Annotated in this window: 25 protein-coding genes and 1 tRNA gene; 8 read left to right on the top strand and 18 right to left on the bottom strand. The window is 66.4% G+C overall.

What is annotated here, in order from left to right:
* Positions 1-91: 91 nt before the first annotated feature.
* Positions 92-1,102 (bottom strand): nicotinate-nucleotide--dimethylbenzimidazole phosphoribosyltransferase, encoded by a 1,011-nt coding sequence (gene cobT / locus ABZD10_RS00800; protein WP_372884196.1) that lies wholly within the window; start codon positions 1,100-1,102, stop codon positions 92-94.
* Positions 1,103-1,191: 89 nt separating this feature from the next.
* Here cobT and cobS point away from each other — a divergent pair, with 89 nt between their 5' ends.
* Positions 1,192-1,947, top strand: a complete 756-nt coding sequence (cobS, locus tag ABZD10_RS00795; protein ID WP_372884195.1) for an adenosylcobinamide-GDP ribazoletransferase — start codon at positions 1,192-1,194, stop codon at positions 1,945-1,947.
* A 159-nt stretch (positions 1,948-2,106) separates the two neighbouring features.
* On the opposite strand, the gene ABZD10_RS00790 is transcribed toward cobS, so the two are convergent.
* The 5 genes from ABZD10_RS00790 to ABZD10_RS00770 form a co-directional block, all read right to left on the bottom strand.
* The gene (locus ABZD10_RS00790) at positions 2,107-2,619 is read right to left on the bottom strand and encodes a CarD family transcriptional regulator (protein WP_372884194.1); all 513 of its coding nucleotides are present in this window, start codon (positions 2,617-2,619) and stop codon (positions 2,107-2,109) included.
* A gap of 272 nt (positions 2,620-2,891) precedes the next feature.
* On the bottom strand, positions 2,892-3,230 hold the full coding sequence (gene fdxA / locus ABZD10_RS00785; protein WP_372884193.1) for a ferredoxin FdxA: 339 nt from the start codon (positions 3,228-3,230) through the stop codon (positions 2,892-2,894).
* A 54-nt stretch (positions 3,231-3,284) separates the two neighbouring features.
* Complete coding sequence (locus ABZD10_RS00780) at positions 3,285-3,659, bottom strand: RNA-binding S4 domain-containing protein (RefSeq protein ID WP_372884211.1); 375 nt, start codon at positions 3,657-3,659, stop codon at positions 3,285-3,287.
* Positions 3,660-3,725: 66 nt separating this feature from the next.
* Positions 3,726-6,644 (bottom strand): helicase-related protein, encoded by a 2,919-nt coding sequence (locus ABZD10_RS00775; protein WP_372884192.1) that lies wholly within the window; start codon positions 6,642-6,644, stop codon positions 3,726-3,728.
* 27 nt (positions 6,645-6,671) lie between these two features.
* Positions 6,672-7,238 (bottom strand): tetratricopeptide repeat protein, encoded by a 567-nt coding sequence (locus ABZD10_RS00770; protein WP_372884191.1) that lies wholly within the window; start codon positions 7,236-7,238, stop codon positions 6,672-6,674.
* A 66-nt stretch (positions 7,239-7,304) separates the two neighbouring features.
* Between ABZD10_RS00770 and ABZD10_RS00765 the strand changes: the two genes are divergently transcribed.
* The 3 genes from ABZD10_RS00765 to ABZD10_RS00755 all read left to right on the top strand — a co-directional run bounded on the left by ABZD10_RS00765 (position 7,305) and on the right by ABZD10_RS00755 (position 10,557).
* The gene (locus ABZD10_RS00765; protein ID WP_372884190.1) at positions 7,305-7,595 is read left to right on the top strand and encodes an SCP2 sterol-binding domain-containing protein; all 291 of its coding nucleotides are present in this window, start codon (positions 7,305-7,307) and stop codon (positions 7,593-7,595) included.
* Positions 7,595-8,614, top strand: coding sequence for an alpha/beta fold hydrolase (locus ABZD10_RS00760; protein WP_372884189.1), 1,020 nt, complete (start codon positions 7,595-7,597; stop codon positions 8,612-8,614). The genes ABZD10_RS00765 and ABZD10_RS00760 overlap by 1 nt, the downstream gene beginning before the upstream one ends.
* Before the next feature lie 122 nt (positions 8,615-8,736).
* On the top strand, positions 8,737-10,557 hold the full coding sequence (locus ABZD10_RS00755; protein ID WP_372884188.1) for a M3 family oligoendopeptidase: 1,821 nt from the start codon (positions 8,737-8,739) through the stop codon (positions 10,555-10,557).
* A gap of 64 nt (positions 10,558-10,621) precedes the next feature.
* Here the strand turns inward: ABZD10_RS00755 and ABZD10_RS00750 are convergent, their stop codons facing one another.
* The 4 genes from ABZD10_RS00750 to ABZD10_RS00735 form a co-directional block, all read right to left on the bottom strand.
* Positions 10,622-11,311: a Crp/Fnr family transcriptional regulator gene (locus ABZD10_RS00750; protein WP_372884187.1), complete on the bottom strand. Its 690-nt coding sequence runs from the start codon at positions 11,309-11,311 to the stop codon at positions 10,622-10,624.
* A gap of 414 nt (positions 11,312-11,725) precedes the next feature.
* Positions 11,726-11,995, bottom strand: a complete 270-nt coding sequence (locus ABZD10_RS00745; RefSeq protein WP_372884186.1) for a DksA/TraR family C4-type zinc finger protein — start codon at positions 11,993-11,995, stop codon at positions 11,726-11,728.
* Positions 11,996-12,118: 123 nt separating this feature from the next.
* Positions 12,119-13,015 (bottom strand): RNA polymerase sigma factor RpoH, encoded by an 897-nt coding sequence (gene rpoH / locus ABZD10_RS00740; protein WP_372884185.1) that lies wholly within the window; start codon positions 13,013-13,015, stop codon positions 12,119-12,121.
* Between the two features lie 662 nt (positions 13,016-13,677).
* Entirely contained in the window at positions 13,678-14,718 is a 1,041-nt protein-coding gene (locus ABZD10_RS00735; protein ID WP_372884184.1) for an RluA family pseudouridine synthase, read from the bottom strand.
* Between ABZD10_RS00735 and ABZD10_RS00730 the strand changes: the two genes are divergently transcribed.
* Complete coding sequence (locus tag ABZD10_RS00730; RefSeq protein WP_372884183.1) at positions 14,717-15,010, top strand: DUF6476 family protein; 294 nt, start codon at positions 14,717-14,719, stop codon at positions 15,008-15,010. The two genes, ABZD10_RS00735 and ABZD10_RS00730, sit on opposite strands and share 2 nt — an antisense overlap.
* Positions 15,011-15,194: 184 nt before the next feature.
* Here ABZD10_RS00730 and ABZD10_RS00725 read toward each other — a convergent pair.
* Positions 15,195-15,271: transfer RNA gene (locus ABZD10_RS00725), tRNA-His, on the bottom strand.
* Between the two features lie 181 nt (positions 15,272-15,452).
* Between ABZD10_RS00725 and ABZD10_RS00720 the strand changes: the two genes are divergently transcribed.
* Entirely contained in the window at positions 15,453-15,641 is a 189-nt protein-coding gene (locus ABZD10_RS00720) for a DUF6324 family protein (protein ID WP_372884182.1), read from the top strand.
* 89 nt (positions 15,642-15,730) lie between these two features.
* Here ABZD10_RS00720 and ABZD10_RS00715 read toward each other — a convergent pair whose 3' ends face one another.
* Complete coding sequence (locus ABZD10_RS00715; protein ID WP_372884181.1) at positions 15,731-16,183, bottom strand: MmcB family DNA repair protein; 453 nt, start codon at positions 16,181-16,183, stop codon at positions 15,731-15,733.
* Positions 16,184-16,319: 136 nt separating this feature from the next.
* On the opposite strand from ABZD10_RS00715, the gene ABZD10_RS00710 reads away from it, so the two are divergent.
* Entirely contained in the window at positions 16,320-16,640 is a 321-nt protein-coding gene (locus tag ABZD10_RS00710; protein ID WP_372884180.1) for a hypothetical protein, read from the top strand.
* A gap of 22 nt (positions 16,641-16,662) precedes the next feature.
* On the opposite strand, the gene ABZD10_RS00705 is transcribed toward ABZD10_RS00710, so the two are convergent.
* The 4 genes from ABZD10_RS00705 to ribB form a co-directional block, all read right to left on the bottom strand.
* Positions 16,663-17,487 carry a DUF2189 domain-containing protein gene (locus ABZD10_RS00705; protein WP_372884179.1) on the bottom strand — a complete coding sequence of 275 codons (825 nt, stop codon included), beginning with the start codon at positions 17,485-17,487 and terminating at the stop codon, positions 16,663-16,665.
* Positions 17,488-17,896: 409 nt separating this feature from the next.
* Positions 17,897-18,364 (bottom strand): transcription antitermination factor NusB, encoded by a 468-nt coding sequence (gene nusB, locus ABZD10_RS00700; protein ID WP_372884178.1) that lies wholly within the window; start codon positions 18,362-18,364, stop codon positions 17,897-17,899.
* On the bottom strand, positions 18,361-18,912 hold the full coding sequence (locus tag ABZD10_RS00695) for a 6,7-dimethyl-8-ribityllumazine synthase (protein ID WP_372884177.1): 552 nt from the start codon (positions 18,910-18,912) through the stop codon (positions 18,361-18,363). The genes nusB and ABZD10_RS00695 overlap by 4 nt, the downstream gene beginning before the upstream one ends.
* Positions 18,913-18,915: 3 nt before the next feature.
* Entirely contained in the window at positions 18,916-20,040 is a 1,125-nt protein-coding gene (gene ribB / locus ABZD10_RS00690) for a 3,4-dihydroxy-2-butanone-4-phosphate synthase (protein WP_372884176.1), read from the bottom strand.
* A gap of 191 nt (positions 20,041-20,231) precedes the next feature.
* Here ribB and ABZD10_RS00685 point away from each other — a divergent pair, with 191 nt between their 5' ends.
* A complete protein-coding gene (locus tag ABZD10_RS00685; protein ID WP_372884175.1) occupies positions 20,232-21,284 on the top strand; it encodes a proline racemase family protein in 1,053 nt (350 codons plus the stop codon).
* 45 nt (positions 21,285-21,329) lie between these two features.
* Here ABZD10_RS00685 and ABZD10_RS00680 read toward each other — a convergent pair whose 3' ends face one another.
* Positions 21,330-22,091: an SDR family oxidoreductase gene (locus ABZD10_RS00680; RefSeq protein ID WP_372884174.1), complete on the bottom strand. Its 762-nt coding sequence runs from the start codon at positions 22,089-22,091 to the stop codon at positions 21,330-21,332.
* Entirely contained in the window at positions 22,088-23,560 is a 1,473-nt protein-coding gene (locus ABZD10_RS00675) for a carnitine 3-dehydrogenase (RefSeq protein ID WP_372884173.1), read from the bottom strand. Before ABZD10_RS00675 ends, ABZD10_RS00680 begins: the two co-directional genes overlap by 4 nt.
* Between the last annotated feature and the right edge of the window lie 89 nt (positions 23,561-23,649).

The following is a 23,649-nucleotide window of genomic DNA, read 5'->3' as shown; positions in this document are numbered from 1 at the left end:
CGCCGCCGCCGAAGGCAATAGGTGATGCCTTCGGCGAGAGTATTTGCCAAGAGATGAAGCCGGGGGCGCCGCCCTTGCGGGCTTTGCGACCTCAGGCGTCGGAGACGCCGGCCTCGGCAAAGGTCGCCATGCCCGAGTGGCAGGCGACGGCGGATTTGAGGATATTGATCGCAAGCGTGCCGCCCGAGCCTTCGCCGAGGCGCATACCGAGGCTCAGCACCGGCGCCTTGCCGAGCTTTTCCAGCAGCGCCGCATGGGCGCCCTCGGCGCTGACGTGGCCGGCGATGGCGTGGTCCAGCGCCCCCGGGCGGGCGGCCTCGAGAGTCGCCGCCGCGGCGGTGCAGATGAACCCGTCAAGGATCACCGGGATGCGCAGCGCCCGGGCCCGGGCGATGGCGCCGGCCATGGCCGCCAGTTCGCGTCCGCCGAGCGCCTGAAGGGTCGCCAGCCCGTCGCCGCCGCCGTGCAGTGCCACGCCGTCGCGCACCACCCGCGCCTTCAGCGCCAGGCCGGCATCATCGACGCCGGTGCCGCGCCCGACCCAGTCCTCGGCCGCGCCGCTGAACAGCGCATGGGCGATCGCCGCCGCAGAGGTGGTGTTGCCGATGCCCATCTCGCCGACCACCAGCAGGTCGCTGGTTTCATCGACCGCCGCCCAGCCGGTGGCCAGCGCCGCCACCACGCCGGCCTCGTCCATTGCCGGGGCGGTGGTGAAATCCGCGGTCGGCGTCTCGAGCGACAGCGCATGCACGTCGAGCCGCGCGCCGGCGGCTTTCGACAGCTGGTTGATCGCCGCGCCGCCATGCTGGAAATTCAGCACCATCTGCTCGGTGACCTCGGCCGGAAAGGCCGACACGCCCTGCGCCGTGACCCCGTGATTGCCGGCAAAGACGATCACCTGCGGCGCCGCGATCTCGGGGCGCGCGGTGCCGCGCCAGCCGGCATACCAGACCGCCATCTCCTCGAGCCGACCCAGGGCGCCGGGCGGCTTGGTCAGCTGGGCGTTGCGGTCTTCGGCTTCGCCCAGCGCCCTGGCGTCGGCGCCGGGGGCCTCGGCCAGCAGCGCGCGGAACTCGGCGAGGGTGGAAAATTCGGCGGTCATGAGACGGCTCCTGTTGTGTTTTCGACTTTGGCCCTGTTTACCTGAAGCGGCCCCGGCAACAAGTGAGCAAAAGAGACGCGGAAAGACAAATGGACGACAAAACCCTGCTGCGACCGGGCGACATCGCCACCGCGCTGGCGCTGCTCAGCCGGCTGCCGCTCCGCGCCCGCTTCGAACGCGGCGCCGATGCCGCCTGGGCCTATCCGCTGGCCGGGCCGGTGCTGGCCCTGATCGCCGCCCTGCCCACCGCGCTGCTGCTGTCGGTGGGCCTGCCGGCGCCGCTGGCGGCGCTGGTCTGGCTGGCGCTGCATGTGGTGCTGACCGGGGCCATGCACGAGGACGGGCTTGCCGACAGCGCCGACGGGCTCTGGGGCGGCTGGGAGCCGGCGCGGCGGCTCGAGATCATGAAGGACAGCCGCATCGGCAGCTACGGGGTGATCGCGCTCTGCCTGTCGCTTGCCGCCCGCTGGGCCGCGCTCGGCCTGTTGCTGGCCGAGCCCGGCTGGCTCTGGGGGCTGGTCGCGGTGGGCGCCCTGTCGCGCGCCACCATGCCGGCGCTGATGGCCGCCCTGCCCCATGCCCGCGCCAGCGGGCTCAGCCGCGCCCAGGGCCGCCCGTCGCGCACCACCGCCCTTGTCGCCGCCGCCATCGCCCTCGCCCTCGCGCTCTTGTGCAGCGGCGCGGCCGCCGCCGCGCTGGCCGCTGTCGCCGCCCTTGTCGCCCTCGCCTGCGCCGGGATCGCCCGGGCCAAGATCGGCGGCCAGACCGGAGACATCCTCGGCGCCACCCAGCAGGTCGCCGAAATCGCGCTGCTGTTCACCCTGACCCTGTGGTCCGCGGGCTGATCCGCCCGCCGGTCCGGTGACACCCTCCGTGTCTTTCTCTTGCCGGAAATATCCCCGCCGGAGGCCTGAAATCCCCGCGCCGGCGGCATGAAAAAAGCCGCGCCCCGAAGATGGGGCGCGGCCTTGGAACCGTCGTATCAGGCCGGGCTCAGGCCGGGCTCAGGCCGCGGCGCGCGACACCAGAACATCGTCGACCTTCTTGGCCGCCGCCGCCTCGTCGCCGCCGCCGACGGCGGCCACTTCGCGGGTCAGCCGCTCGAGCGCGGCCTCGTAGAGCTGGCGCTCGGAATAACTCTGCTCGCGCTGGTCGTCGGTGCGGTGCAAATCGCGCACCACCTCGGCAATGGCGATCAGGTCGCCCGAGTTGATCTTCTGTTCATATTCCTGTGCCCGGCGCGACCACATGGCGCGTTTCACCTTGGCCTTGCCCTTCAGCGTGGTCATCGCCTGGTTGATCACATCCGGCGAGGACAGGCTGCGCATGCCGATCTCGGTGGCCTTGTCGGTGGGCACCCGCAGGGTCATCTTGTCCTTCTCGAACGAGATCACGAACAGCTCGAGCTGCATGCCGGCGACTTCCTGTTCCTCGATCGACACGATCTGACCGACGCCATGGGCCGGGTAGACCACGTATTCGTCGGGGCGGAACTCATTCTTCTTCGATTTGCTCATATTGTCCTTCCAAGGGTACGGCCTGACTGACCAATAGCGACCCGCCACTGAAAACCATGTCTTGCATTGCGCAGGGGCTGCTCCGGTGCAAAAAGCCACCCGTTGCGGCGCGGATGGCTTGCAGGCATTATGTCGTCTCTGCCCCTGACTATAGCATGAAAAGCGACCGAATCAAAGCGGCTGCGACGGGAAACCCAATGTTTCCCGGCAGAACGCGCGGTCTCGGCCCGTTTTTAACGGTTTTTCCGCAAAAAACCAGCCTCTATTCTGTGTCAGCCGCCCTCGCCCGGGGCTTCGGAGAAGTATTTCTCCATCTTGCCGGCCTCGCCGTCGCGGGCTTCGGCCTCTGGCAGCGGATCCTTCTTGGTGATGATGACCGGCCAGAGCTCTGAATACTTGCGGTTGAACTCGACCCATTTCTCCATGTCCGGCTCGGTGTCGGGGCGAATCGCGTCGGCCGGGCATTCCGGCTCGCAGACGCCGCAGTCGATACATTCATCGGGGTGGATCACCAGGAAGTTCTCGCCCTCGTAGAAACAGTCCACTGGGCAGACTTCCACGCAGTCGGTGTATTTGCAGGCGACGCAGTTTTCGGTCACGACATAGGTCATTGGCAGAGCTTCTCTCGAACTTGGTTGCGGCCCTAGCTAAATCAGCCGCGCCCGTCATTCAAGCTCTTGGCGACGGATAAAGTCGAGTTTGCGCCGTTCGCGTTTCGTCGGGCGCCGGTTTCCCCCGCTTTCGGCCAGCGGCGGAACAGTGTCTTCGGGCTCGGCCAGATCGCTGTACAGCATCCGCGCCTCGCGCGCCGGGCCGCGCCGCTGGGCAAACCCCTCGATGCGCACCACGCGGATCTCGTGACCCTGGGCAAAGGTCAGCACGTCGCCGGCGGCGATGCCGTGGCTGGCCTTGGCGACCCTGCTGCCGTTGACCCGCACATGGCCGCCGGTCACCACCCTGGCGGCCAGGGTCCGGGTCTTGAAGAACCGGGCGTGAAACAGCCACTTGTCGAGCCGTTCCTTTTGAACCGCGTCACTCAGCGCCCTGCCCTCGCGTCGCCGAGGCCCGGCGCCCCTGCCGGGGCACCGGGTCTTGAAGCCTGCGCCTCACCCCTTGTCCTTGAGGCCCATCAGCGCCGCGGCAAAGGGGTTGTCGGGGTCGATCGCCTTTTCCTTTTTCGGCGGCCGCGCCTGGAACTGCTTGGGGCCGGCCTCGCGACGCGGAGCGCCCTTGCCCTTCGGCTTGCCCTTGCCACGCGGCTTGTCGGCCTGCGCCTCGCGCCGGCCTCCGCCCGGCTGGCCACGGTCGCGACGCGGGCCGCGCCCGGTGCCCCGGTTGCCGCGATTGCCGGACCAGGTGAAGGTAAAGAAGACCTCGGTCTCGGGGGCCGCGTCACCTTCGGCGGCGGCACCCTCGGCGGGCTCGGCCGGCGCGGCGGGAGCGGGCTCGGCCACCGCGTCGGCAACCATTTCAGCATCCGTTTCGGCAACCGTTTCAGCGGCCGGCTCGGCCACCAGTTCAACGGGCGCCGGGGTCGCGGTTTCGGCCGCGGCTTCGCTTGTCTCGGCCACTTCCGCCTCGGTCACTTCCGCCTCGACCACTTCCGGCTCGGCCTCGGTTGCTTCCGGCTTGGCCTCGGGCGCGGGTTTGACCTTGGCGCGTTCGCCTTTCTCGGCCTTGTAGCCCAGCCCCTGCATCAGGTCGGCGAATTGCTCGAGCGTCATGCCGGTGATCGACAGCATGTCGGGCTTGGCTTCGAAACCACTGCGGCTGTCTTCGCCGCGCAGCATGTCGGCCAGCCGTTCCAGCATGTCGATGCGAATCGCCCGCTCGCCGGCGGCGCGGTAGCCCGACATGGCGTGATAGCCCGGCGGCACGCCCTTGCCAGCCGGCACCGTCACCAGCCCCGGCGGCGGCGCCTCGGGGAAATCCTGAAGCCCCTGCGACAGCGCCCAGAGCAGGATCCGCAGCCGGGTCGGGGCCGGCTTCAGCAGCAGCGGCATGAAAATCGTGAACTGGCCAAAGCGGACGCCGTGCTTGCGCAGGCTGCCGCGCGCTTCCTGATCCAGTTCCTTGACCTCGCCCGCCACCTCGCCGCGCGGCAGGATGCCGAGCCCTTCGGTCAGCCGGAAGGCAAAGCCGCGCGCCAGCCCGGTCAGCGCCTCGTCGCGCCCCAGATCCAGCAGCGGCTCGAACAGCGCCGCGATCTTGCGGTCGATGAAATGCTGCAGGCGGCGCTGGACCTTCTGCGCCACCTCGGCGCCGGCCTCGTCATCGACGAAGATCTCGACCCCGGGTTTCATCGGCTCGGCGCCGGCGACCAGCTTGCCGACCGCATATTCGCCCCACATCAGGCCGCCCTGATCGGTAAAGTCGATCTCGGTATCGGGCGCGTTGTAGAACCGGTCGGCGCGCAGATGAAATTGCGGCGCCAGGGCCTGCAGGCCGGCCTGTTTCAGCGTCTTGGCCTCCTGTCCGGCGGCTTCCTTGTCCGCGATGAAACGGAACCCCTCGAGACGACCGACGAATTCCCCTTCGACGGTCACCTCACCCTTGTCATTCACTTCGGCCAAAAGGGCCTCCTTCTGTTTGAGCCGGCGCAGCAACACGCTGGTGCGCCGGTCCACAAATCTTTGCGTAAGACGCTCGTGAAGAGCATCCGATAGCCGGTCTTCTACCGCGCGCGTTTCCCCGCGCCAATGGTTTTCGTCACCGACCCAGCCGTTTCGCTGCGCGACATATGTCCACGTGCGAATATATGCCAATCGTTTCGACAATGTGTCGATATCGCCGTCGGTGCGGTCCAGCCGTTTGACCTGCCGCGCCAGCCAGTCGTCGGGCACCCGGCCGTGCTGGTGGAGATCGGCGAAGATGCCTTCGACCAGCCCGGCGTGTTCGCCATGGCTGATGCCGCGGAAATCGGGAATCCGGCAGACGTCCCACAGCAGCCGCACCGAGGCGGCGTCCGAAGCCCGCGCCATGACCTCGGCCGACTGCCGCATCGCCCTGAGCGCAAGAAGGTCGTCGGCGTCGCGGGCGCGGGTCAGCCAGGGATCGTCGGTCGGTGCCTCGAGCGCGCGGATCAGCGCATCGACCGAGCCGAATTCAAGCCGCGCATTGCGCCAGTTCAGCTTGCGCAGCGGGGTGAAACGATGGGCCATGATCGCCTCGGCCACCGCATCGTCGAGCGGCGGCGCCTCGCCGGTGACGCCGAAGGTGCCGTGGCTCATGCCGCGCCCGGCGCGGCCGGCGATCTGGGCCAGCTCGTTCGGGGCCAGCGCCCGCATGCGCCGGCCGTCGAACTTGGTCAGCGACGAAAACGCCACGTGGTCGATATCGAGATTGAGCCCCATGCCGATGGCATCGGTGGCCACCAGAAAATCGACGTCGCCGTTCTGATAGAGGTCGACCTGGGCGTTGCGGGTGCGCGGGCTCAGCGCCCCCATCACCACCGCCGCGCCGCCCTTCTGGCGGCGAATCAGCTCGGCGATGGCATAGACATTGTCGACCGAGAAGCCGACGATGGCCGAGCGCGGCTGCATGCGGCTGATCTTGCGCGAGCCGGAATAGGACAGGGTCGACATGCGTTCGCGCTGCAAAAATCCGGCCTCGGGCACCAGTTCGCGGATCGCGCCGCGCATCGTGTCGCTGCCCAGAAACAGCGTCTCCTGGGTGCCGCGCGCGCGCAGCAGCCGGTCGGTGAAGACATGGCCGCGCTCGGGGTCGGCGCAAAGCTGGATCTCGTCGATGGCCAGGAAATCGCAGCCCATGCCCTCGGGCATCGCCTCGACGGTGCAGACCCAATACTGCGCCCGTGGCGGCACGATTCGCTCTTCGCCGGTGACCAGTGCCACCACCGAGGGGCCGCGCGCGGCGACGATACGGTCATAGACCTCGCGCGCCAGCAGACGCAGCGGCAGGCCGATGACGCCGCTGCGATAGCCCAGCATGCGCTCGATCGCATAGTGGGTCTTGCCGGTATTGGTCGGCCCCAAGACCGCGGTGATCCGCCCCTGTGAAGACATCTTGCCGCCCGTACTAGTTCAAAGTGGTTACAGTGCCCGGCCCCTGACCAGCGGCTCCAGCCGTTGCAGGGCCTCTGTTACGTCCGGATGGTGCGGATGTATAGCCTTGACCTCGGCATAGGCGGCATAGGCTTCGGCCGGGCGGCCGATGGCCTCGAACAGCGCCGCGAGGCCGGCGATGGAATCGAAATGCTGCGGGTTGAGCGCCAGCGCCGCCTCGAGATCCTGCAGCGCCGGCCCCAGAAGACCGGCCTCGAAATAGGCCCGCGCCCGGGCATGATGCCCGGCGGCGAAGCCGGGCGCATGGTCGACCAGCGCGGTGAAATGCCCGATCGCCGCCGCGACGTCGCCGCGCTCCATGGCATCGCGGCCGCGCTTGAGCAGCAGATCGGCGCTGGCCGATCCCGACTTGTCCCATTGCAGGCGGATGTCGGCGGCCAGTGTCGCGGCCGCCGCCGCATCCGCCCGGCGCAGCTCGTGCATCAGCTCTGACAGCTCGGCCGCCGCGACCGCCGTGACGGAAGTAAGGAATACCGCCGTTGCCAGCCCGCTTGCCGCGACGATAGGTTTGAGAAATGCGTTCCGGATGCCCATAACATCTCTGATATTAGTCTGCGCAGACCGGAATACCAGATGCGCCTCAGAGGAAGGAAACAACAAATGAGCGATATCGTGACCGCAGCCGTGGCCGCCCTGACCGAAAAACTCGGAGGAGACAGTTTCGACGGATCGGCCAAATTCGTGATCGAGGACGAGGGCGCGGTGGTGATCGACGGTGACGGGGTGCGCGCCTCGGACGAAGAGACCGACGTCACCATGACCGCCGACCGCGAAACCTTCGAGGCCATTCTCGGCGGCGAGCTGAACCCGACCGCCGCCTTCATGTCGGGCCGGCTGTCGGTCGACGGCGACATGGGCATGGCGATGAAACTCGGCGCCGTGCTGGCCTGATGCAGTTGCACCCCGCCCCGTTTCACCACGAGGTCGCAGACGGTCCCGAGACCGGAGTGGCGCATTGGCTGACAACGTCGGACGGGGTGCGCCTTCGCATGGGCCACTGGCGCGTGGCGCCGCAGGACGGCCCCGAAACAGGCACCGAGAAAGGTTCCGAGAAAGGCACCGAAAAGGGCACCGTGCTGCTGTTTCCGGGGCGCACCGAATATATCGAGAAATACGGCCGCACCGCCGCCGCCTTTGCCGCGCGCGGCTATGCCATGCTGGCCATGGACTGGCGCGGACAGGGGCTGGCCGACCGGCTGCTGCCCGAACGTGCCACCGGCCATGTCGGCCGGTTCACCGATTACCAGCACGATGTCGCGGCGATGTGCGATGCCGCCGAGGCGCTGGCGCTGCCCAAACCCTGGTTCCTGCTGGCCCATTCGATGGGCGGCGCCATCGGGCTGCGGGCGCTGATGTCCGGCCTGCCGGTCAATGCCGCCGCCTTCAGCGCCCCGATGTGGGGCATCCTGATGTCGGCGGTGATGCGCCCCACCGCCTGGGCGATGAGCTGGTCGAGCAAGAAGGCGGGCATGGGCCATGTGATGACCCCGGGCACCCGCGCCGAGACCTATGTTCTGGCCGAAGCCTTCGAGGGCAACAGCCTGACCCATGACCGCGGGATGTATGAATACATGCAGGCACAGATGCGGCTGCACCCTGATCTGGCGCTTGGCGGGCCCAGCCTGCACTGGCTGCACGAGGCGCTTCAGGACACGCTGGAGCTGTCGCGGAAACCGGCCCCCGAGATGCCCTGCGTGACCTTTCTCGGCGATCAGGAGAAGATCGTCGATCCGGCCCGGATCAAGGCCCGCATGGCCGGCTGGCCGGGAGGCGAGTTGGTGATGGTCGACAATGGCGAACACGAGGTGCTGATGGAGGTGCCGGCGATCCGCGAGGCGATCCACGACCGCTGCGCGGCCCTGTTCGATGCCCATCTGACGCCGCGCGCCGGCGCCAGCCTGACCGCCTGAGGCCTCTTGCGCCCCGCAAAACGGCCCGAAATCTTCACAAGATTTCGCCCTGCCCTTGCACCGGCCCCGGGGCTCTGCCTATCTGTGGCCGAGCACAGCATTCCCAACACGAGGCCCCACCGATGCGCGACCTGCCCTTCCCCGTCCGAGACGCAAATGCCAGCCATGGCGACAAGGATCTCGGCGACCTGCCGGAATGGGATCTGAGCGATCTCTATTCAGGCGAGGAGGCGCCGGAACTCGCGGCCGATCTCGACTGGCTCGAGACCGAATGCGCCGCCTTTGCCGCCGATTACGAGGGCCAGCTGGCCGGGCTCGACGCCGAGGCGCTGCTGCACTGCGTGCAGCGCAACGAAAGGATCAGCCAGGTCTCGGGCCGCATCATGTCCTTTGCCGGCCTGCGCTATTACCAGCTGACCACCGATGCCGAACGCGCCCGCTTCATGTCGAACTGTCAGGAAAAGCTGACCGATTTCTCGACCCCGCTGGTGTTCTTCACGCTCGAGCTGAACCGGCTTGACGACGAGCACCTGGCCGCTTTGCTGGCCGAGAACGCCGAACTGGCGCGCTACAAGCCGGTGCTTGGCCGCATCCGCGCCCTGAAACCGCACCAGCTCAGCGACGAGATGGAAAAGTTCCTGCACGACCTCGGCGCGGTCGGCGATGCCTGGGAGCGCCTGTTCGATGAAACCATCGCCGGGCTTGGCTTCGAGATGGAGGGCGAGACCCTCAACATCGAGGCCACGCTCAACTATCTCACCGAGCAGGACCGCGGCAAACGCGAGGCCGCCGCCCGCGAACTGGCGCGGGTCTTCGGCGAGAACATCAAGATCTTTGCCCGCGTCCACAATACGCAGGCCAAGGAAAAGGAAGTCATCGACCGCTGGCGCAAGATGCCCACCGCACAGACCGGCCGCCACCTGTCGAACGACGTCGAACCCGAGGTGGTCGAGGCCCTGCGCGACGCCGTCGTCGCCGCCTATCCGAAACTCTCGCACCGCTATTACGAGCTGAAGCGCAAGTGGCTGGGGCTGGAGCGCATGCAGGTCTGGGACCGCAACGCGCCGCTGCCGATGGAAGACAGCAAGACCGTCGCCTGGGACGAGGCGCGCCGGCTGGTGATGGACGCCTATACCGCCTTTGATCCGCGCATGGGTGCCCTGGCCGAGCCCTTCTTTGACAGGGGCTGGATCGACGCTGCGGTCAAGCCCGGCAAGGCCCCCGGCGCCTTTGCCCACCCCACGGTGACCGACGTCCACCCCTATGTGATGCTGAACTACCTGGGCAAGCCGCGCGACGTGATGACGCTGGCGCATGAACTGGGTCACGGCGTCCATCAGGTGCTGGCCGCCGAACAGGGGGAAATGCTGTCGTCGACCCCGCTGACCCTGGCCGAAACCGCCAGCGTTTTCGGCGAGATGCTGACCTTCCGCAAGATGCTCGATGCCGCGAAAACGCGGGAACAGCGCAAGATCCTGCTGGCCGGCAAGGTCGAGGACATGATCAACACCGTGGTGCGCCAGATCGCCTTCTACGATTTCGAATGCAAGCTGCACGAGGCGCGCCGCAGCGGCGAGCTGACCCCCGAGGACATCAACGCGCTGTGGATGTCGGTGCAGGCCGAAAGCCTTGGCCCGGCCTTTGACTTCATGGAGGGTTACGAGACCTTCTGGGCCTATATCCCGCATTTCGTCCATTCGCCCTTCTACGTCTATGCCTATGCCTTTGGCGACGGGCTGGTGAACGCGCTTTACGCGGTCTATGCCGAGGGCGGCGAGGGGTTCGAGGACAAGTATTTCGACATGCTGAAGGCCGGGGGCTCCAAGCACCACAAGGAGCTGCTGGCGCCCTTCGGCCTTGACGCCAGCGACCCGAAGTTCTGGGACAAGGGCCTGTCGATGATCTCGGCCATGATCGACGAGCTGGAGGCGATGGAAGACTAGGCCCGGCGCCCGGCGACCATCACGTCGAGCGGGCTGCGAATCGATTTCGCAGCCCCCGCCCGGATCAGCAGAAGGCCGACCCCTGCCCGCTCAGGGCGCGCAGCTCTTCGATCTTCTCGATCCGCACCTGCCGGTTGTGGCTTTTGACGCCGAAGGCCTTCAGCTTGCCAAAGGCGCGCGACAGGCTTTCCGGCTTCATGCCCAGCATGCCGGCCAGCACCACCTTTTCGAAGGGCAGCACCAGATCGCAGCCGCCGCGGCCATTGCCGGACAGGCTGAGCAGGAAATCGGTCAGCCGCTCTACGCCGTTGCTGATCTTGAGCTGCTCGACCTGATGCACCATGCCATCAAAATGGTCGCTTGCCGCTGACAGCACCGCCTCGTTGATCTCGCGATAGGCATTGTCGCAGCCGCAGATCGTCGCCACGTCGAGAAACATCACCCGGCATTCGCTGATCGCCTCGGCGGAAACCGAGCTGCGCCCGCGGCGCAGGGCCGCCAGCTCGTCGAAACTCTGCCCCGCCGGCAAGGTCGCCAGCACCGCCTCGCTCCCGTTCTCGGACACCCGGTAGAGTTTCACCCAGCCGTCCATCACGATTTTCAGCGTCTCTGCGGTCTCTCCCTGCAAGCACAGAGTTTCGCCGCGGGCAAAGCTGCGGCAGCGGGCTTTGGAAAGAAGGCATTGGCGCACTTCAGGCGAAAGCTGCTCCAGCAGCGGCACTGCACGGGTATCGGTATGGTTGAAGTCAAACATTCGCGCGTCCTTGGTTCATTAAGGAGGCCCAGATTATCAAGCCGCGCGCCGCGAAAATTTGCGCCAAGTCAAAAAATCAAGGTCATTGATTTGACATACGTCAAAGCGACATATTTTATATAATTATTTCATTGGTTTAACTGTCATTTTACATGCTAAATAAAATTGACCGACCGGAAAAATCGGCGCTGGACCGGTCCGATCAGATGAAATTTTCATGAAAAGACGCACCGTCCCTGCACTTTTTCCCCTCGGCGCAGCCCGCAACTTCGTCCGATGGGATCGCAACCATAGGGCGGCGCCGCTCGCAGGGCCAAGAATCGACGCCATGGGCAGGTTTCCCGCATAGGGACGCAGTGCGCAGAGGGGTTTGAAACCGGGTCATCTTTGCGTGGACGACGCGCGGGCCCCGGATTATTTCAGCTGGCTGTCCTTGGAGCCGCGCCGGTTGATTCCGCCGCGCGCCCGGAAGGCGGCATCGCGCTCCTGCATGCAGTCGATGCACAGTTTGACCCCCGGCAGCGCGGCACGGCGCGCCTCGGGGATTTCCTCGTCGCATTCGGCGCAGCGGGTCAGGCTTTCGCCCACCGGCGACCGCCGCGCCCTGAGCCGCGCCAGCTCGTCGTTGATCGAGGCCTCGATCTGTTCGTTCACCGCGCCGTCGCGCGCCCAGCCACCGGCCATGCCGCCCCCCCATCGTGCTGTCAGGACCGCACGAGAATAGCGCGCCGGCGCGATTTCGCAAAGCAAACCCCGCCCTGTCGCCAGCGCGGGGTTTCATTCTTGCCGGCCGACGGCGGCCCGGCGTCAGTCCTGCGCCAGCATGCCCCGTTCGGCGGCCAGCGCGCGCATGCGTTCCTGCAATTTCTCGAAGGCGCGCACCTCGATCTGGCGGATTCGTTCGCGGCTGACGTCATACTGGCCGCTGAGATCCTCCAGCGTCACCGTGGTCTCGCTCAGCCGGCGCTGGGTCAGGATGTCTTTTTCACGTTCGTTCAGCACCTGCATCGCCTCGGCCAGCAGCTCGCGCCGCGCCTCAAGCTCGTCCCGGGCCTCGAAGTCGGCGGCCTGGTCGGCGTCTTCATCCTCGAGCCAGTCCTGCCACTCCATGGTGCCTTCGCCGTCGGACCCGACCTGCGCGTTGAGCGAGGCGTCGCCGCCGCTCATCCGCCGGTTCATCGAGATCACGTCGGCTTCGGCCACGCCGAGATCATGGGCAATCTGCTTGACGTTGTCGGGGTGCAGATCCCCCTCTTCCAGCGCGCCGATGCGGGCCTTGGCCTTGCGCAGGTTGAAGAACAGTTTCTTCTGCGCCGAGGTGGTGCCCAATTTCACCATCGACCACGAGCGCAGCACATATTCCTGGATGCTGGCGCGGATCCACCACATGGCATAGGTCGCGAGGCGAAAACCCTTTTCCGGATCGAACTTCTTCACCGCCTGCATCAGCCCGACATTGGCCTCGGAGATCACCTCGGCCTGGGGCAGGCCGTAGCCGCGATAGCCCATGGCGATCTTGGCCGCCAGCCGCAGATGCGAGGTGACCATCTTATGCGCCGCCTCGGTATCGCCCTTTTCGACCCAGGCCTTGGCCAGCATGTATTCCTCTTCCGGCTCCAACAGCGGAAACTTGCGGATTTCCTGCATGTAGCGGTTGAGACCGCCTTCGGGTGTCGGTGCCGGCAGATTCGCGTAATTACCCATATATTCGCCCCCCTCCGCTTAATGTTACAGGGCTTAACATCCATCTAAGAGAGCGCCAAGATCCTTTCAAGAACCGCTAAGGCGAATTCCTTACAAAAATATTAAGGTGACACCGGCGGATTGCCAGAGAATCGGTGCAAGCTCACGCGCAAGTGAAATGGATGTCAAAAACTCACCGGCAGCATTTGCGCCTGCTAATAAGCGCAAGAATTCACCAAACTATATCGATGATTTTTCCGTTGCTGTGTCGGCATTCGCCAACTCCCCCCATAGAAGTGAAGCCGGTACTATCCGCGTAGTTCATTCTGCATCGCATAGTGGATCCGTTGTCTCCAATCAGTGTGGCTACGAACTCACCGCTCATGCTCGTCAACAGAAGGGATGAATTGGTACTGTAGTTCCACCCCCAAGCAGATTGAGAACTCGCTGGCACGGCTTTCCCAACAAATCGCTCCCCATCAATCATTGTTGAATAGATATCGTGGTCTACTCCCTGCTCGTAAGAAATCGTTACCGGTGTTCCTTGGCCTCGAATGACCCCCTGCATAGTCCCACTACATGCAGCCACCAACAGCAGTGAGGAGAAGACCATTCGTCTAATTGCTGAAACCACTTTTCTTCCAATCCAGAATAATAACAACGCCTCCTACTCTTTACCAAATTTACCCATAAGGCGAGCGATTTTTCAATGAATCAACCAACGCCGCCATATCCGCCGGGACCGGCGCCTCGAACCGCATCTGCGCGCCGCTGACCGGGTGCTCGAAGCCCAGCACCGCCGCGTGCAATGCCTGGCGCGGAAAGGCGGCTACCGCTGCAAGGCCGGCGGCGCCGACGGCCTTTTCGGCCAGCTTGCGGCGCCCGCCGTAGACCGGATCGCCGACCAGCCCGTGGCCGGCATGGGCCATGTGCACCCGGATCTGGTGGGTGCGCCCGGTTTCCAGCCAGCATTCCACCAGCGCGGCCACCGCCGGGCTGCCAAAGCGCTCGACGATACGCGCCCGGGTGACCGCGTGGCGACCCTGATCAAAGGAAACCGCCTGACGCTGGCGGTCGCTCTTGTGGCGCGCCAGAAGGGTGGTGATGCGCATGATGTTGCCGGCTTCGAAACTGACGCCGCGCACGCCGCGCAGACGCGGGTCGCTGGCCTCGGGCACGCCGTAGACCACGGCCTTGTAATAGCGTTCGACGCTGTGTTTTTCGAACTGCGCCGCCAGCCCCTGATGGGCGCGGTCGGACTTGGCCACCACCAGCAGACCCGAGGTATCCTTGTCGATGCGATGGACGATGCCCGGACGCTGGACGCCGCCGACGCCGCTGAGATCGTCGCCGCAATGATGCAGCAGCGCGTTGACCAGCGTGCCGGTCGGGGTGCCGGGCGCCGGGTGCACCACCATGCCCGCCGGCTTGTCGATGACGATCAGGTCGTCATCCTCATGCACCACCACCAGCGGGATCGCCTCGGGGCCGATATGCGACTCTTCGGCGACCGGCACCGTGATCTCGACCAGATCGCCCGCCGCCACCCGGCCCTTGGGGTCGCGGGCCTCGGCGCCGTTCAGCCGCACGTGGCCCTCGCTCATCAGCCGCGCCAGCCGGGTGCGCGACAGGGCGGCTTGTTCTGGCACATCGCGCGAAAGCGCCTTATCAAGACGTCGCGGCGGGTTGTCCGCGATCTGGAAGGTGATGAGGGCTGTGGCCATGGACGACACTCCTGAACCGGTGGAGCCGGCGAATCTGCGGTTGCTGCGCCTGCTGGTGACGGGTCTGACAGGCATCATGATTGTCGGGCTTGTAGTGGTCGTGGCGCTGATTGTCATCCGTCTCAATGACGACGGGCCGACCATGCCCGACCAGATCGTCCTGCCCGAGGGGGTGCGCGCCACGGCGCTGACCATCGGCCAGGGCTGGTGGGCGGTGGTGACCGACGACGGGCGGTTGCTGATCTTTGACCAGATGACCGGCGCCTTGCGCCAGACGGTCGAGATCGAGTGAGCGCCCGCGCAGCGGCGCCGCGATCGGCGCGGGAGCCAGCGGGCCTTTTCCAATCATGAAGAGGGGTTGCGGGCAAAACTTCAGGTAATGGAGGGTGGCTCGGCAGCGGCGCAATTCGACGGCGCGACGCGCGTTTTCCCGCGCCCCGAGGGGCCGAAAGCGTGCCGGATGCATATGAGGGGGGTGGTACCACCTCCCCGGCTCGAACGGGGGACCTCCTGATCCACAATCAGGCGCTCTAACCAACTGAGCTAAGGCGGCACGCAAGGGCGATTTAGCGATCCTTGGCGGTGATTGCAAGCACCTAAGCGGCAAAAAACGCAGCTTTGTTTTCCCCGGCGCCTCCGCGGCCCGTCTGTCCGCGCTCCTGCCCCGCCACGGCGGCAATCTTGTCAAAAGCCGCGATTCACGGTAGGCGATCCTGCACCACAGGAGAGAGATCATGGGCATCAATACCGAGCGCGACGTCGAAGCCAACCTGCAGATCGGCCCCACCGATCAGGGATTCGTGCGTCTCTTCGTCGAGGCCGGCGGCGTCGAGGTGCCGATGGATTTCTCGCCCGAGGAAGCCGAGGAGATCGCCGAGGAGATCCGCGCCGCGGCGGCCACGGCACGCAAGCTGGCCCGCTAGGGCGGCGGCGGTCAGGGGCGCTGCCCCTCGCCCGGCCTGCGACGCAGGCGCGGCTCACCCCGGAGTATTTCACGAAGCGATGAAGCGGCTCAGTCCGGGTCCGGCAGGGCGGGCCATTTCGGGTCGCGCAGGCGCTGCAGGCGGGCAGCGGCGTCGCTGGCGAATTTCTGCAGCATCTTTTTGCGCCGCGCCGGGGGCAGCCGGTCTTCGACCCCCATGCGCAGGATTTCGCCGTCATAGGCATCGGCGATGATCAGCCCGCTGTCCTCGGGCAGAAGATCGGTGGGAAAGGCGGTGTCGACGGCCCAGAAGAAGCGGTCGCACCATGCAAGATAGCCCTGCCATTTCGAATCGCTCTGGAAATCGGCGCGGCCGGACTTGCATTCGACGATCCAGAATTCGCCCTTGGGGCCCAGCGCCATCAGATCGGCGCGCAGCCCGCGCGCGGGGACGAATTCCTCGATCGAGACAAAGCCCAGGCTGCGCAGGTGACGGCTGACGCCGCGCGCCAGAAGCTGGCCGGGTTGCAGAAGGTCGCTCATGGGCTCACCGTGAACAATCCATGAACAAAAAGCAAGGCGCAATGCCTCCGGCACGGGTCGGCGGGCGGGGCAGATCGGCGCAGGGGCTTGCGCACCGGCGCCGGCGCCCTATTCTCGGGACCGGGAGGAATGCGCCATGCCACCACTGGTCCGGCTTTACATACGCCAGGTGATCACCGGCTTCGGCCTGTCGGCGATCTTCGTTGCCCCGCTGCTGTATTTCGACGTCGCCAACCTCTGGCATCTGGTGCGCAGCACCAGCGGCGGCGGCGTGGCGGTGGTAATGCTGGTGGTGTTCAACGGCATCGTCTTTGCCGGGGTGCAGTTCGCCATCGCCGTCATGGGGCTGGCCGAAGGCGGCGGCCCGGGGGGCGGGCGGCGGCAGCGGCGGCCCCTGCCTGCGCCGGTGACACGGCCGGTGACAGTGCCGGTGACACGGCCGGCCGACGGGCGCTGAGCGGCCGGGGCGGCCGCGCAGATCACCCCTGCGCCGGCGGCACCGCGCGCTGATAGAGATGCCAGGTGGCATGGCCGAGGACCGGCAGGGTGACGATCAACCCGAGGAAGGCCAGAGCCATCGACAGCAGAAGCGTGGCCGCGATGATCGCCGCCCAGGCCAGCATCACCCGCGGGCTTTCGGTGACGCTGCGCACCGAGGTGAGCATGGCGGTGACGAAATCGGTGTCGCGGTCAAGCAGCATCGGCATGGCGATGACGGTCACCGAGAACAGCACCGTCGACAGGAAGGCGCCGACGCAGGTGCCGATGGCGAGAAAGGTCCAGCCCGCGGGGGTGAAGAACACGGCGGTCACGAAGCCGTCGAGATCCGAAAAGGAGGAATCCTGCAGGGTGATCACCAGGACGGTGCGGAACTGGTACACCCAGACCCAGAAGACGAACAGGGTGACAAAGGCCATCCAGCCCATTTCACGCTGGCGCTGGCGGGCCATGACGCCGAGGATCTCGGACCAGCCGAAGCTCTCGCCCTGCTGCATCCGGCGCGACATTTCATACAGGCCGGCGGCGGCGAAAGGGGCGATCAGCGGAAAGCCGACGGCGACCGGGACGATCATCCAGACCTTGCCGAGCCAGAGCAGGATCCAGAGGAAAATCAGGCCGAAGGCGGCGTAGAACAGGCCGAAAAAGCCGCTCATCAGCGGGCGCGCCCGGAAATCGGCGACCCCGGCCCTCAGCGCCGCGGCGATATCCGCCGCGCTGACCCTGTTGACCCGGGGGCCGGCCGGTGGCGCGGGCTCGGGCGATGCGGGCTCGGGCGGTTTGGGTGTTTCGGTCCCGGCTGTCATGGCAGGCTCCTCCCAAAGGACGACGGGCGCGGGCCCGCATCCCGGCCGGGCCGGGTGTGACGCGGGCCTGCCGCCTTCCCGGGGAAGTCTGCAACAGCGGGCGGATCGGGGCAAGTGGGGCGTCGGCCCGATGCCTGAAAGGGCACCGCAAAGGGCACCGTAAAGGGCATCGTGACGTGCCGGATCGGGATCAAGGCGTGGCGGGCCCGCAAACGCAGCCGTGGGGTTATCTCATTCCCGAGGACCTGTTTGCACAGGTGGGCGCCGGGTAATCAGGCCAGGACCAGAACAGAGCCAGCTCCCTCGGAAGTATTTAAGGCCACCGGAATGCAACCGTATCACGAGAAGGGCAGCACCCGCCACGCGCCTACCTAGTCGCTGAGGCGGCTTTCGGCAAGGGCTGAGGCGATTAAAACGCCTCGGGGCGCGCCTCGCGGGCCATGTGGTCCAAGACCGCGTTGACGAACTTGCTTTCCTTGCCCTCGGGGAAGAAGGCCAGGGCGACGCCGACATATTCGCTGATCACGACCTTGGGCGGTGTCGTGGTCTGGGTCAGCTCGGCGCCGGCGGCGCGGAACAGGGCGCGCAGGGTGGGGTCGATGCGGGCGATGGGCCATTTCGCCACCAGCCCGCGATCGGTCATCTGGTCGATCAGCGCCTGATGATTCACCGCATCCTCGATGGTGCGGGTGAAATGCTTGCTGTCGCCCTCGACCATCTCATGGTCTTCGAAAACCTCGCCGAACCGGTGATCCAGAAACTCCAGCCGCACCTTGTCCACCGACTGGCCCGACATCTCCATCTGGTAGAGCGCCTGCACGGCGTAGAGCCGGGCGGCGGATTTCATCAAGCGTTTCTGATCGGCTGAGCGGGTCATGCGGTCGGGTTGTCCTTGAGTTCACCGGCAAGCTTGTAATCTTCGGCATCCGGTACGAATCCGACGCCCTTGCGCCGGCTGCCCCACTTACGGGTCAATGCGACCAGATGCAAGGCCGCCGCCGCCGCGCCGCCGCCCTTGTTCTGATCCGCGGGATCGGCGCGCACTTCGGCCTGCCTGCGGTTTTCCACGGTAAGGATGCCGTTGCCGATGCACAGGCCCTGCAGGCCGAGCATCTGCAGCGCCCGGCTCGAGTCGTTGCAGACCGTTTCGTAATGGGTGGTCTCGCCGCGAATGACGCAGCCCAGCGCCACGTAGCCGTCGAAATTGCTCAGCCGCTCGGCGATGCCGATGGCGGTGGGGATCTCGAGCGCGCCGGGCACCTCGACCACCTCGTAGCTGCCGCCCGAGGCCTCGATCTCGGCGGTGGCCCCGGCCAGCATGTTGTCGGCGATGTCCCGGTAATAGGGCGAGATCACGATCGCCAGCTTGACCGGCGCCTCGAAAGTGGCGCGCGGCATCACATAGTGTTTCTCTGCTCCGGCCATGGTCTACTCCTTGGTGATCGGCTGGGTGCCGACGATCGACAGCCCGAAGGCGTCGATACCCAGATATTGCGTGGCGGGGGAATCGGTCAGCAGGATCAGCTCGCGAAGCCCCATCGTGGACATGATCTGCGATCCGATCCCGGTCTGCTTGATGATGCGCGGGCGGTCGTCCTCTTCCTCGCCGAAGTCGAGCTTGGGATGCGGCTCGCGGAACAGAAGCACCGCGCCGCGGCCCTTTTCGGCGACGATCTTCATCGCCCGGGTGAATTCCTCGGACGGCTTCGGCCCCAGCCCCAGCACGTCGGAGAGCTCGTTCAGGGCATGGGTGCGCACCAGGACCGGTTCGGGGGTCGAGATGTCGCCCTTGATCAGCGCGATATGGTCGGTGCCGGTGATGACGTCGGTAAAGACCCGCATCTCCCAGTCGCCGCCGGTTTCGGCGGTCACCGTCTCGCGGCGGGTTTCGCGCACCAGGTTGTCATGCTGGGTGCGATAGGCGATCAGGTCGCTGATGGTGCCGATCTTCATGTCGTGTTCGCGGGCGAATTCGACCAGATCGGGCAGCCGCGCCATGGTGCCGTCTTCCTTCATGATCTCGCAGATCACCCCGGCCGGGTTCAGACCCGCCAGCCGCGAAATGTCGACCGCCGCCTCGGTATGGCCGGCCCGCACCAGCACCCCGCCATTGCGGGCGCGCAGCGGGAACACATGGCCCGGCGTGGCGATATGCGCCGAGGTGTTCTGTTCGTTGATCGCGGTGGCCACGGTCAGCGCCCGGTCGGCGGCCGAGATCCCGGTCGAGACACCCTCGCGGGCCTCGATTGACACCGTAAAGGCGGTCTCGTGGCGCGAGGAGTTGTTGACCGCCATCATCGGCAGGCCGAGGCGGTCGATGCGCTCGGAGGTCATCGGCAGGCAGATCAGCCCGCGCCCGTGGGTGGCCATGAAGTTGATCGCCGCCGCATCGGCGAATTCCGCCGCGATCACCAGATCGCCCTCGTTCTCGCGGTCTTCGTGATCGACCAGGATATACATGCGGCCCCTGCGCGCCTCGTCGATGATCTCCTCGATCGGGCTGATGGCGTCGCGCAGGCCGGCCTCGACCGGCCCCGGTGTCTCAAAAGTCATAAGCTCACTCTCAGCTAGGGTGTTGCAGGCGGGATAGACCATAGGCGCGGCAAATGCCAGTGCCAGGGCCGTCACAAAGGGGTGCGAACGCGACGGCAGGACGGATCGCGACACGCATGGGTCGCTGCCGGCCCTTTTCGCGCTGCCGGGCGCGGTCTACGGTCTCACAGAGATCACCGGAGAGATGCCCCATGCGCCTGTCACGAATGCTCACCGCCGTCGAAGCCCATGCCGAGGGCGAACCGGGGCGCGTCATCACCGGCGGCCTGCCGCATATGCCCGGCAACAGCGTGTTCGAGAAAATGGTTTGGATGCGCGAGAATGCCGACGAGATCCGCCAGCTGATGCTGCAAGAGCCGCGCGGCCACCCGGCCCTGTGCTGCAATGCCATCGTGCCGCCCTCTGACCCGCAGGCCGATGCCGGTTTCATCATCATGGAACAGACCGAGTATCCGCCGATGAGCGGCTCGAACGCGATCTGTGTCGCCACGGTGCTGCTGGAGACCGGCATCGTGCCCATGGTCGAGCCGGTGACCGAGCTGGTGCTCGAGGCGCCGGCCGGGCTGATCCGCCTGCGCGCCGACTGTCGCGACGGCAAGGTCACCCGGATCACCTTTCGCAACGTGCCGGCCTTCGCGGTGCATCTCGACGCCGAGGTCGATGTCGCCGGGCTCGGCAGGGTCAGGGTCGATGTCGCCTGGGGCGGCATGTTCTTCGTGCTGGCCAATGCCGATGACCTCGGGATCTCGCTGGCCCCCGGCAACGGCGGCGAGATCGCGCGGCTGTCCGAGGCGATCCGCCATGCCACCGCCGAGCAGCTGCCGGTGTCCCACCCCGAGAACCCCGCCATCACCGGCCCGACGATCACCAATCTCTGGGGCGCGCCGACCCGCGCCGGGACAAACGGGCGCGGCGCCATCACCCTTTCGACCGGCCCCTTCGACCCGGCGCGCCCGCAGGATGCCAGCGGCATTCTCGACCGTTCGCCCTGCGGCACCGGCACCTGCGCCAAGATGGCGGTGCTGCACGCGCGCGGCCAATTGCCGGTCGGGCAGGACTATGTCAACGAGGGCCCCCTGGGCACCACCTTCACCGGCCGGATCGAAGCCGAGACCCGTGTCGGCCCCTACCCCGCCATCGTGCCCTCGCTCTCGGGGCAGGCCTGGATCCACGGCACCAGCAACTGGTCGCTGGACCCCGGCGATCCCTTCCCCGCCGGCTATACCCTTGGCGACATGTGGTAGGCTCCCGCGCGGTCTGCACGGTCGATCGGCGCGATCGCACCCCGATCAGGGTTTCGGGTCCGGGTTCACCGTATGGCCATCGACGGCGATCACCTGCCCCGAGACCAGCCGCGCCGCTTCGGAGCCGAGAAACACCGCCATGGCACCAATGTCGCTTGCCTCGACGAAACGGCCCATCGAGGTGCCCGAGGCATAGCCGGCATAGACCTGATCCCGGCTCATGCCCTTGGCCGCGGCTTCGCGCTGCAACACGCCCTCCATGCGTTCGCCTTCCACCGCGCCGGGGCAGATCACGTTGCAGCGCGCCCCATGCGGGCCCAGTTCCATCGCCAGCGTCTTGGCCAGCCCGATCACCGCCCATTTCGCCGCGCAATAGGGCGCCCGGTTGGGATAGCCGTGCTGCCCCGCCGTCGAGGAGGTCACGATGATCGACCCCGAGCCGGCCGCCTTCATCATCGGCACCGCATATTTCGCCGCCAGAAAGGCCCCCTCGAGATTGACGCTGACGCAGGCGCGCCAATCCTCCAGGGCCACATCCTCGATCCGCGCCGTGGGCCCGGCCACCCCGGCATTGGCACAGAGTACGTCCAGCCCGCCCCAATCGGCTTTGATCTCGGCGAACATCGCCGCCATCTGCGCCTCGTCGCTCACATCCACATGGCCGCGCCGCCAATGCGCCGGCACCCCGCCCAAGGCCCGCGCGTCCAGATCGCTGACCCAGATATCGTAGCCGGCCGCATCAAAGGCCTCGCCCATGGCGCGGCCGATGCCCGTGGCACCGGCGGTGATCAGAACCCTGCGGTTCACCGCGGTGCGCCGACGTGGCGGCCGACGCCCTCCGGCATCGGCAGGGCCGATTGCGCCTGCGCGATCATCGCCAGATTGGACGCGATCGCGTCACTTGGCGGCGACGGGCGGCGGGTCTCGAGGCTGACATGGATCAGCACCTGTTCGCCGGTGGCCAGCAGGCGGTCGGCGCAATGCATCTCGTGCCAGATATGCATCTTCTTGCCCTCGGCGGCGAGCACCCGCGTGCGCACCTCGATACGCGCGCCCAGCCGCGCCTCGTCGATATTGCGGATATGGGTCTCGGCGGTGAAATAGGATCCCCCGGTGGCGATATAGTCCTGATCGCAGCCGATGATCTCCATCAGCCGGTCCGAAGCATCGGAAAAGGCCTGAAGATAGCGGCTTTCGTTCATGTGACCGTTGTAATCCAGCCAGTCGACCGGCACCGCCCGGCGCACGGTGACGATGGGCTGGGAGGGATCGGCGATATCGGCGGCCTGCCGCACCATGCCCGCTCCGGCCGCCAGCCGCGCGTCATGGGCGTTCATCAGCGCCCCGGCGCCCCAGTCCTGCCCCTTCAGCGCCCGCATCATGGCCACGAGGTTGTCATCACGAATGCGCTCCATGTCGCGGATGTCCAGATGCCCCGACTGCGCATCCGACTGCCCGGCGATCAGATCGACCAGCTCGTCATTGAACTCGGGCACATCCATCAGCCTGGTCCAGGGCCATTGCAGCGCCGGGCCGAACTGGGCCATGAAATGTTTCATGCCGGCCTCGCCGCCGGCGACGCGATAGGTGTCGAACAGCCCCATCTGCGCCCAGCGAATGCCAAAGCCCATGCGGATCGCCTCGTCGATCTCTTCGGTGGTGGCGATGCCGTCCTTGACCAGCCACAGCGCCTCGCGCCAGACCGCCTCGAGAAAGCGGTCGGCGATATGGGCGTCGATCTCCTTGCGGACATGCAAGGGATACATGCCGAGCCCGGCCAGGATCTCCTTCACCCGCCCCACGAACTCCGGCGTGTTGCGGTCGCTTGGCACCACCTCGATCAGCGGCAACAGGTAGACCGGGTTGAACGGATGGGTGACCACGATCTGTTCGGGCCGTGCGGCGCCGGCCTGCAATTCACTGGGTTTGAACCCCGAGGTCGACGAGCCGATGACCGCCGCCGGGTCGCAATGCTCCTGCAGGCTCTGATAGACCTTCTGCTTCAGCTCCAGCCGCTCGGGCACGCTCTCCTGGATCCAGGCGGCCCCCTCAACCGCCTCGGACAGGCTGTCGTGAAAGCTCAGCGCCCCTTCTTCGGGCAGCGCCGTATCGCTCATGCCGGGCATGGCGCGGCGAGCATTGTCCAGCACCTCGCCCATTTTGCGTTCGGCCTCGGGATCGGGATCGAACACCCGCACATCCCAGCCATTCAGCAGGAACCGCGCCGCCCAGCCGCCGCCGATCACCCCACCCCCAACAATCGTTGCTGTTTTCATCTGTTTTTCCCCAAGCGGTCAGGCTGCCATCAGCTCCAACCCCATCTTTCTCTTGCTGAAAATATCCCGGGGGAGCCCTGACCCCGGTC

The organism is Shimia sp., assembly GCF_041624275.1.
In the GTDB taxonomy this organism is placed as follows: Bacteria; Pseudomonadota; Alphaproteobacteria; order Rhodobacterales; family Rhodobacteraceae; genus Shimia.
The sequence above is the reverse complement of the archived record's forward strand: the minus strand, read 5'-3'. Positions and strand labels throughout refer to the sequence as shown.

Bases quoted from the DNA above. Each gene is read 5' to 3' on its own strand.
- ABZD10_RS00765 (WP_372884190.1), top strand. From the start codon at position 7,305: ATGAGCGATATCGTGACCGCAGCCGTGGCCGCCCTGACCGAAAAACTC.
- ABZD10_RS00750 (WP_372884187.1), bottom strand. From the start codon at position 11,311: ATGTTTGACTTCAACCATACCGATACCCGTGCAGTGCCGCTGCTGGAG.
- ABZD10_RS00675 (WP_372884173.1), bottom strand. From the start codon at position 23,560: ATGAAAACAGCAACGATTGTTGGGGGTGGGGTGATCGGCGGCGGCTGG.
- ABZD10_RS00745 (WP_372884186.1), bottom strand. From the start codon at position 11,995: ATGGCCGGTGGCTGGGCGCGCGACGGCGCGGTGAACGAACAGATCGAG.
- ABZD10_RS00710 (WP_372884180.1), top strand. From the start codon at position 16,320: ATGCCACCACTGGTCCGGCTTTACATACGCCAGGTGATCACCGGCTTC.
- ABZD10_RS00705 (WP_372884179.1), bottom strand. From the start codon at position 17,487: ATGACAGCCGGGACCGAAACACCCAAACCGCCCGAGCCCGCATCGCCC.
- rpoH (WP_372884185.1), bottom strand. From the start codon at position 13,015: ATGGGTAATTACGCGAATCTGCCGGCACCGACACCCGAAGGCGGTCTC.
- ABZD10_RS00685 (WP_372884175.1), top strand. From the start codon at position 20,232: ATGCGCCTGTCACGAATGCTCACCGCCGTCGAAGCCCATGCCGAGGGC.
- ABZD10_RS00715 (WP_372884181.1), bottom strand. From the start codon at position 16,183: ATGAGCGACCTTCTGCAACCCGGCCAGCTTCTGGCGCGCGGCGTCAGC.
- ABZD10_RS00775 (WP_372884192.1), bottom strand. From the start codon at position 6,644: ATGTCTTCACAGGGGCGGATCACCGCGGTCTTGGGGCCGACCAATACC.
- ABZD10_RS00770 (WP_372884191.1), bottom strand. From the start codon at position 7,238: ATGGGCATCCGGAACGCATTTCTCAAACCTATCGTCGCGGCAAGCGGG.
- ribB (WP_372884176.1), bottom strand. From the start codon at position 20,040: ATGACTTTTGAGACACCGGGGCCGGTCGAGGCCGGCCTGCGCGACGCC.
- cobT (WP_372884196.1), bottom strand. From the start codon at position 1,102: ATGACCGCCGAATTTTCCACCCTCGCCGAGTTCCGCGCGCTGCTGGCC.
- ABZD10_RS00790 (WP_372884194.1), bottom strand. From the start codon at position 2,619: ATGAGCAAATCGAAGAAGAATGAGTTCCGCCCCGACGAATACGTGGTC.
- ABZD10_RS00760 (WP_372884189.1), top strand. From the start codon at position 7,595: ATGCAGTTGCACCCCGCCCCGTTTCACCACGAGGTCGCAGACGGTCCC.
- ABZD10_RS00755 (WP_372884188.1), top strand. From the start codon at position 8,737: ATGCGCGACCTGCCCTTCCCCGTCCGAGACGCAAATGCCAGCCATGGC.
- ABZD10_RS00695 (WP_372884177.1), bottom strand. From the start codon at position 18,912: ATGGCCGGAGCAGAGAAACACTATGTGATGCCGCGCGCCACTTTCGAG.
- fdxA (WP_372884193.1), bottom strand. From the start codon at position 3,230: ATGACCTATGTCGTGACCGAAAACTGCGTCGCCTGCAAATACACCGAC.
- ABZD10_RS00730 (WP_372884183.1), top strand. From the start codon at position 14,717: ATGGACGACACTCCTGAACCGGTGGAGCCGGCGAATCTGCGGTTGCTG.
- cobS (WP_372884195.1), top strand. From the start codon at position 1,192: ATGGACGACAAAACCCTGCTGCGACCGGGCGACATCGCCACCGCGCTG.
- nusB (WP_372884178.1), bottom strand. From the start codon at position 18,364: ATGACCCGCTCAGCCGATCAGAAACGCTTGATGAAATCCGCCGCCCGG.
- ABZD10_RS00720 (WP_372884182.1), top strand. From the start codon at position 15,453: ATGGGCATCAATACCGAGCGCGACGTCGAAGCCAACCTGCAGATCGGC.
- ABZD10_RS00735 (WP_372884184.1), bottom strand. From the start codon at position 14,718: ATGGCCACAGCCCTCATCACCTTCCAGATCGCGGACAACCCGCCGCGA.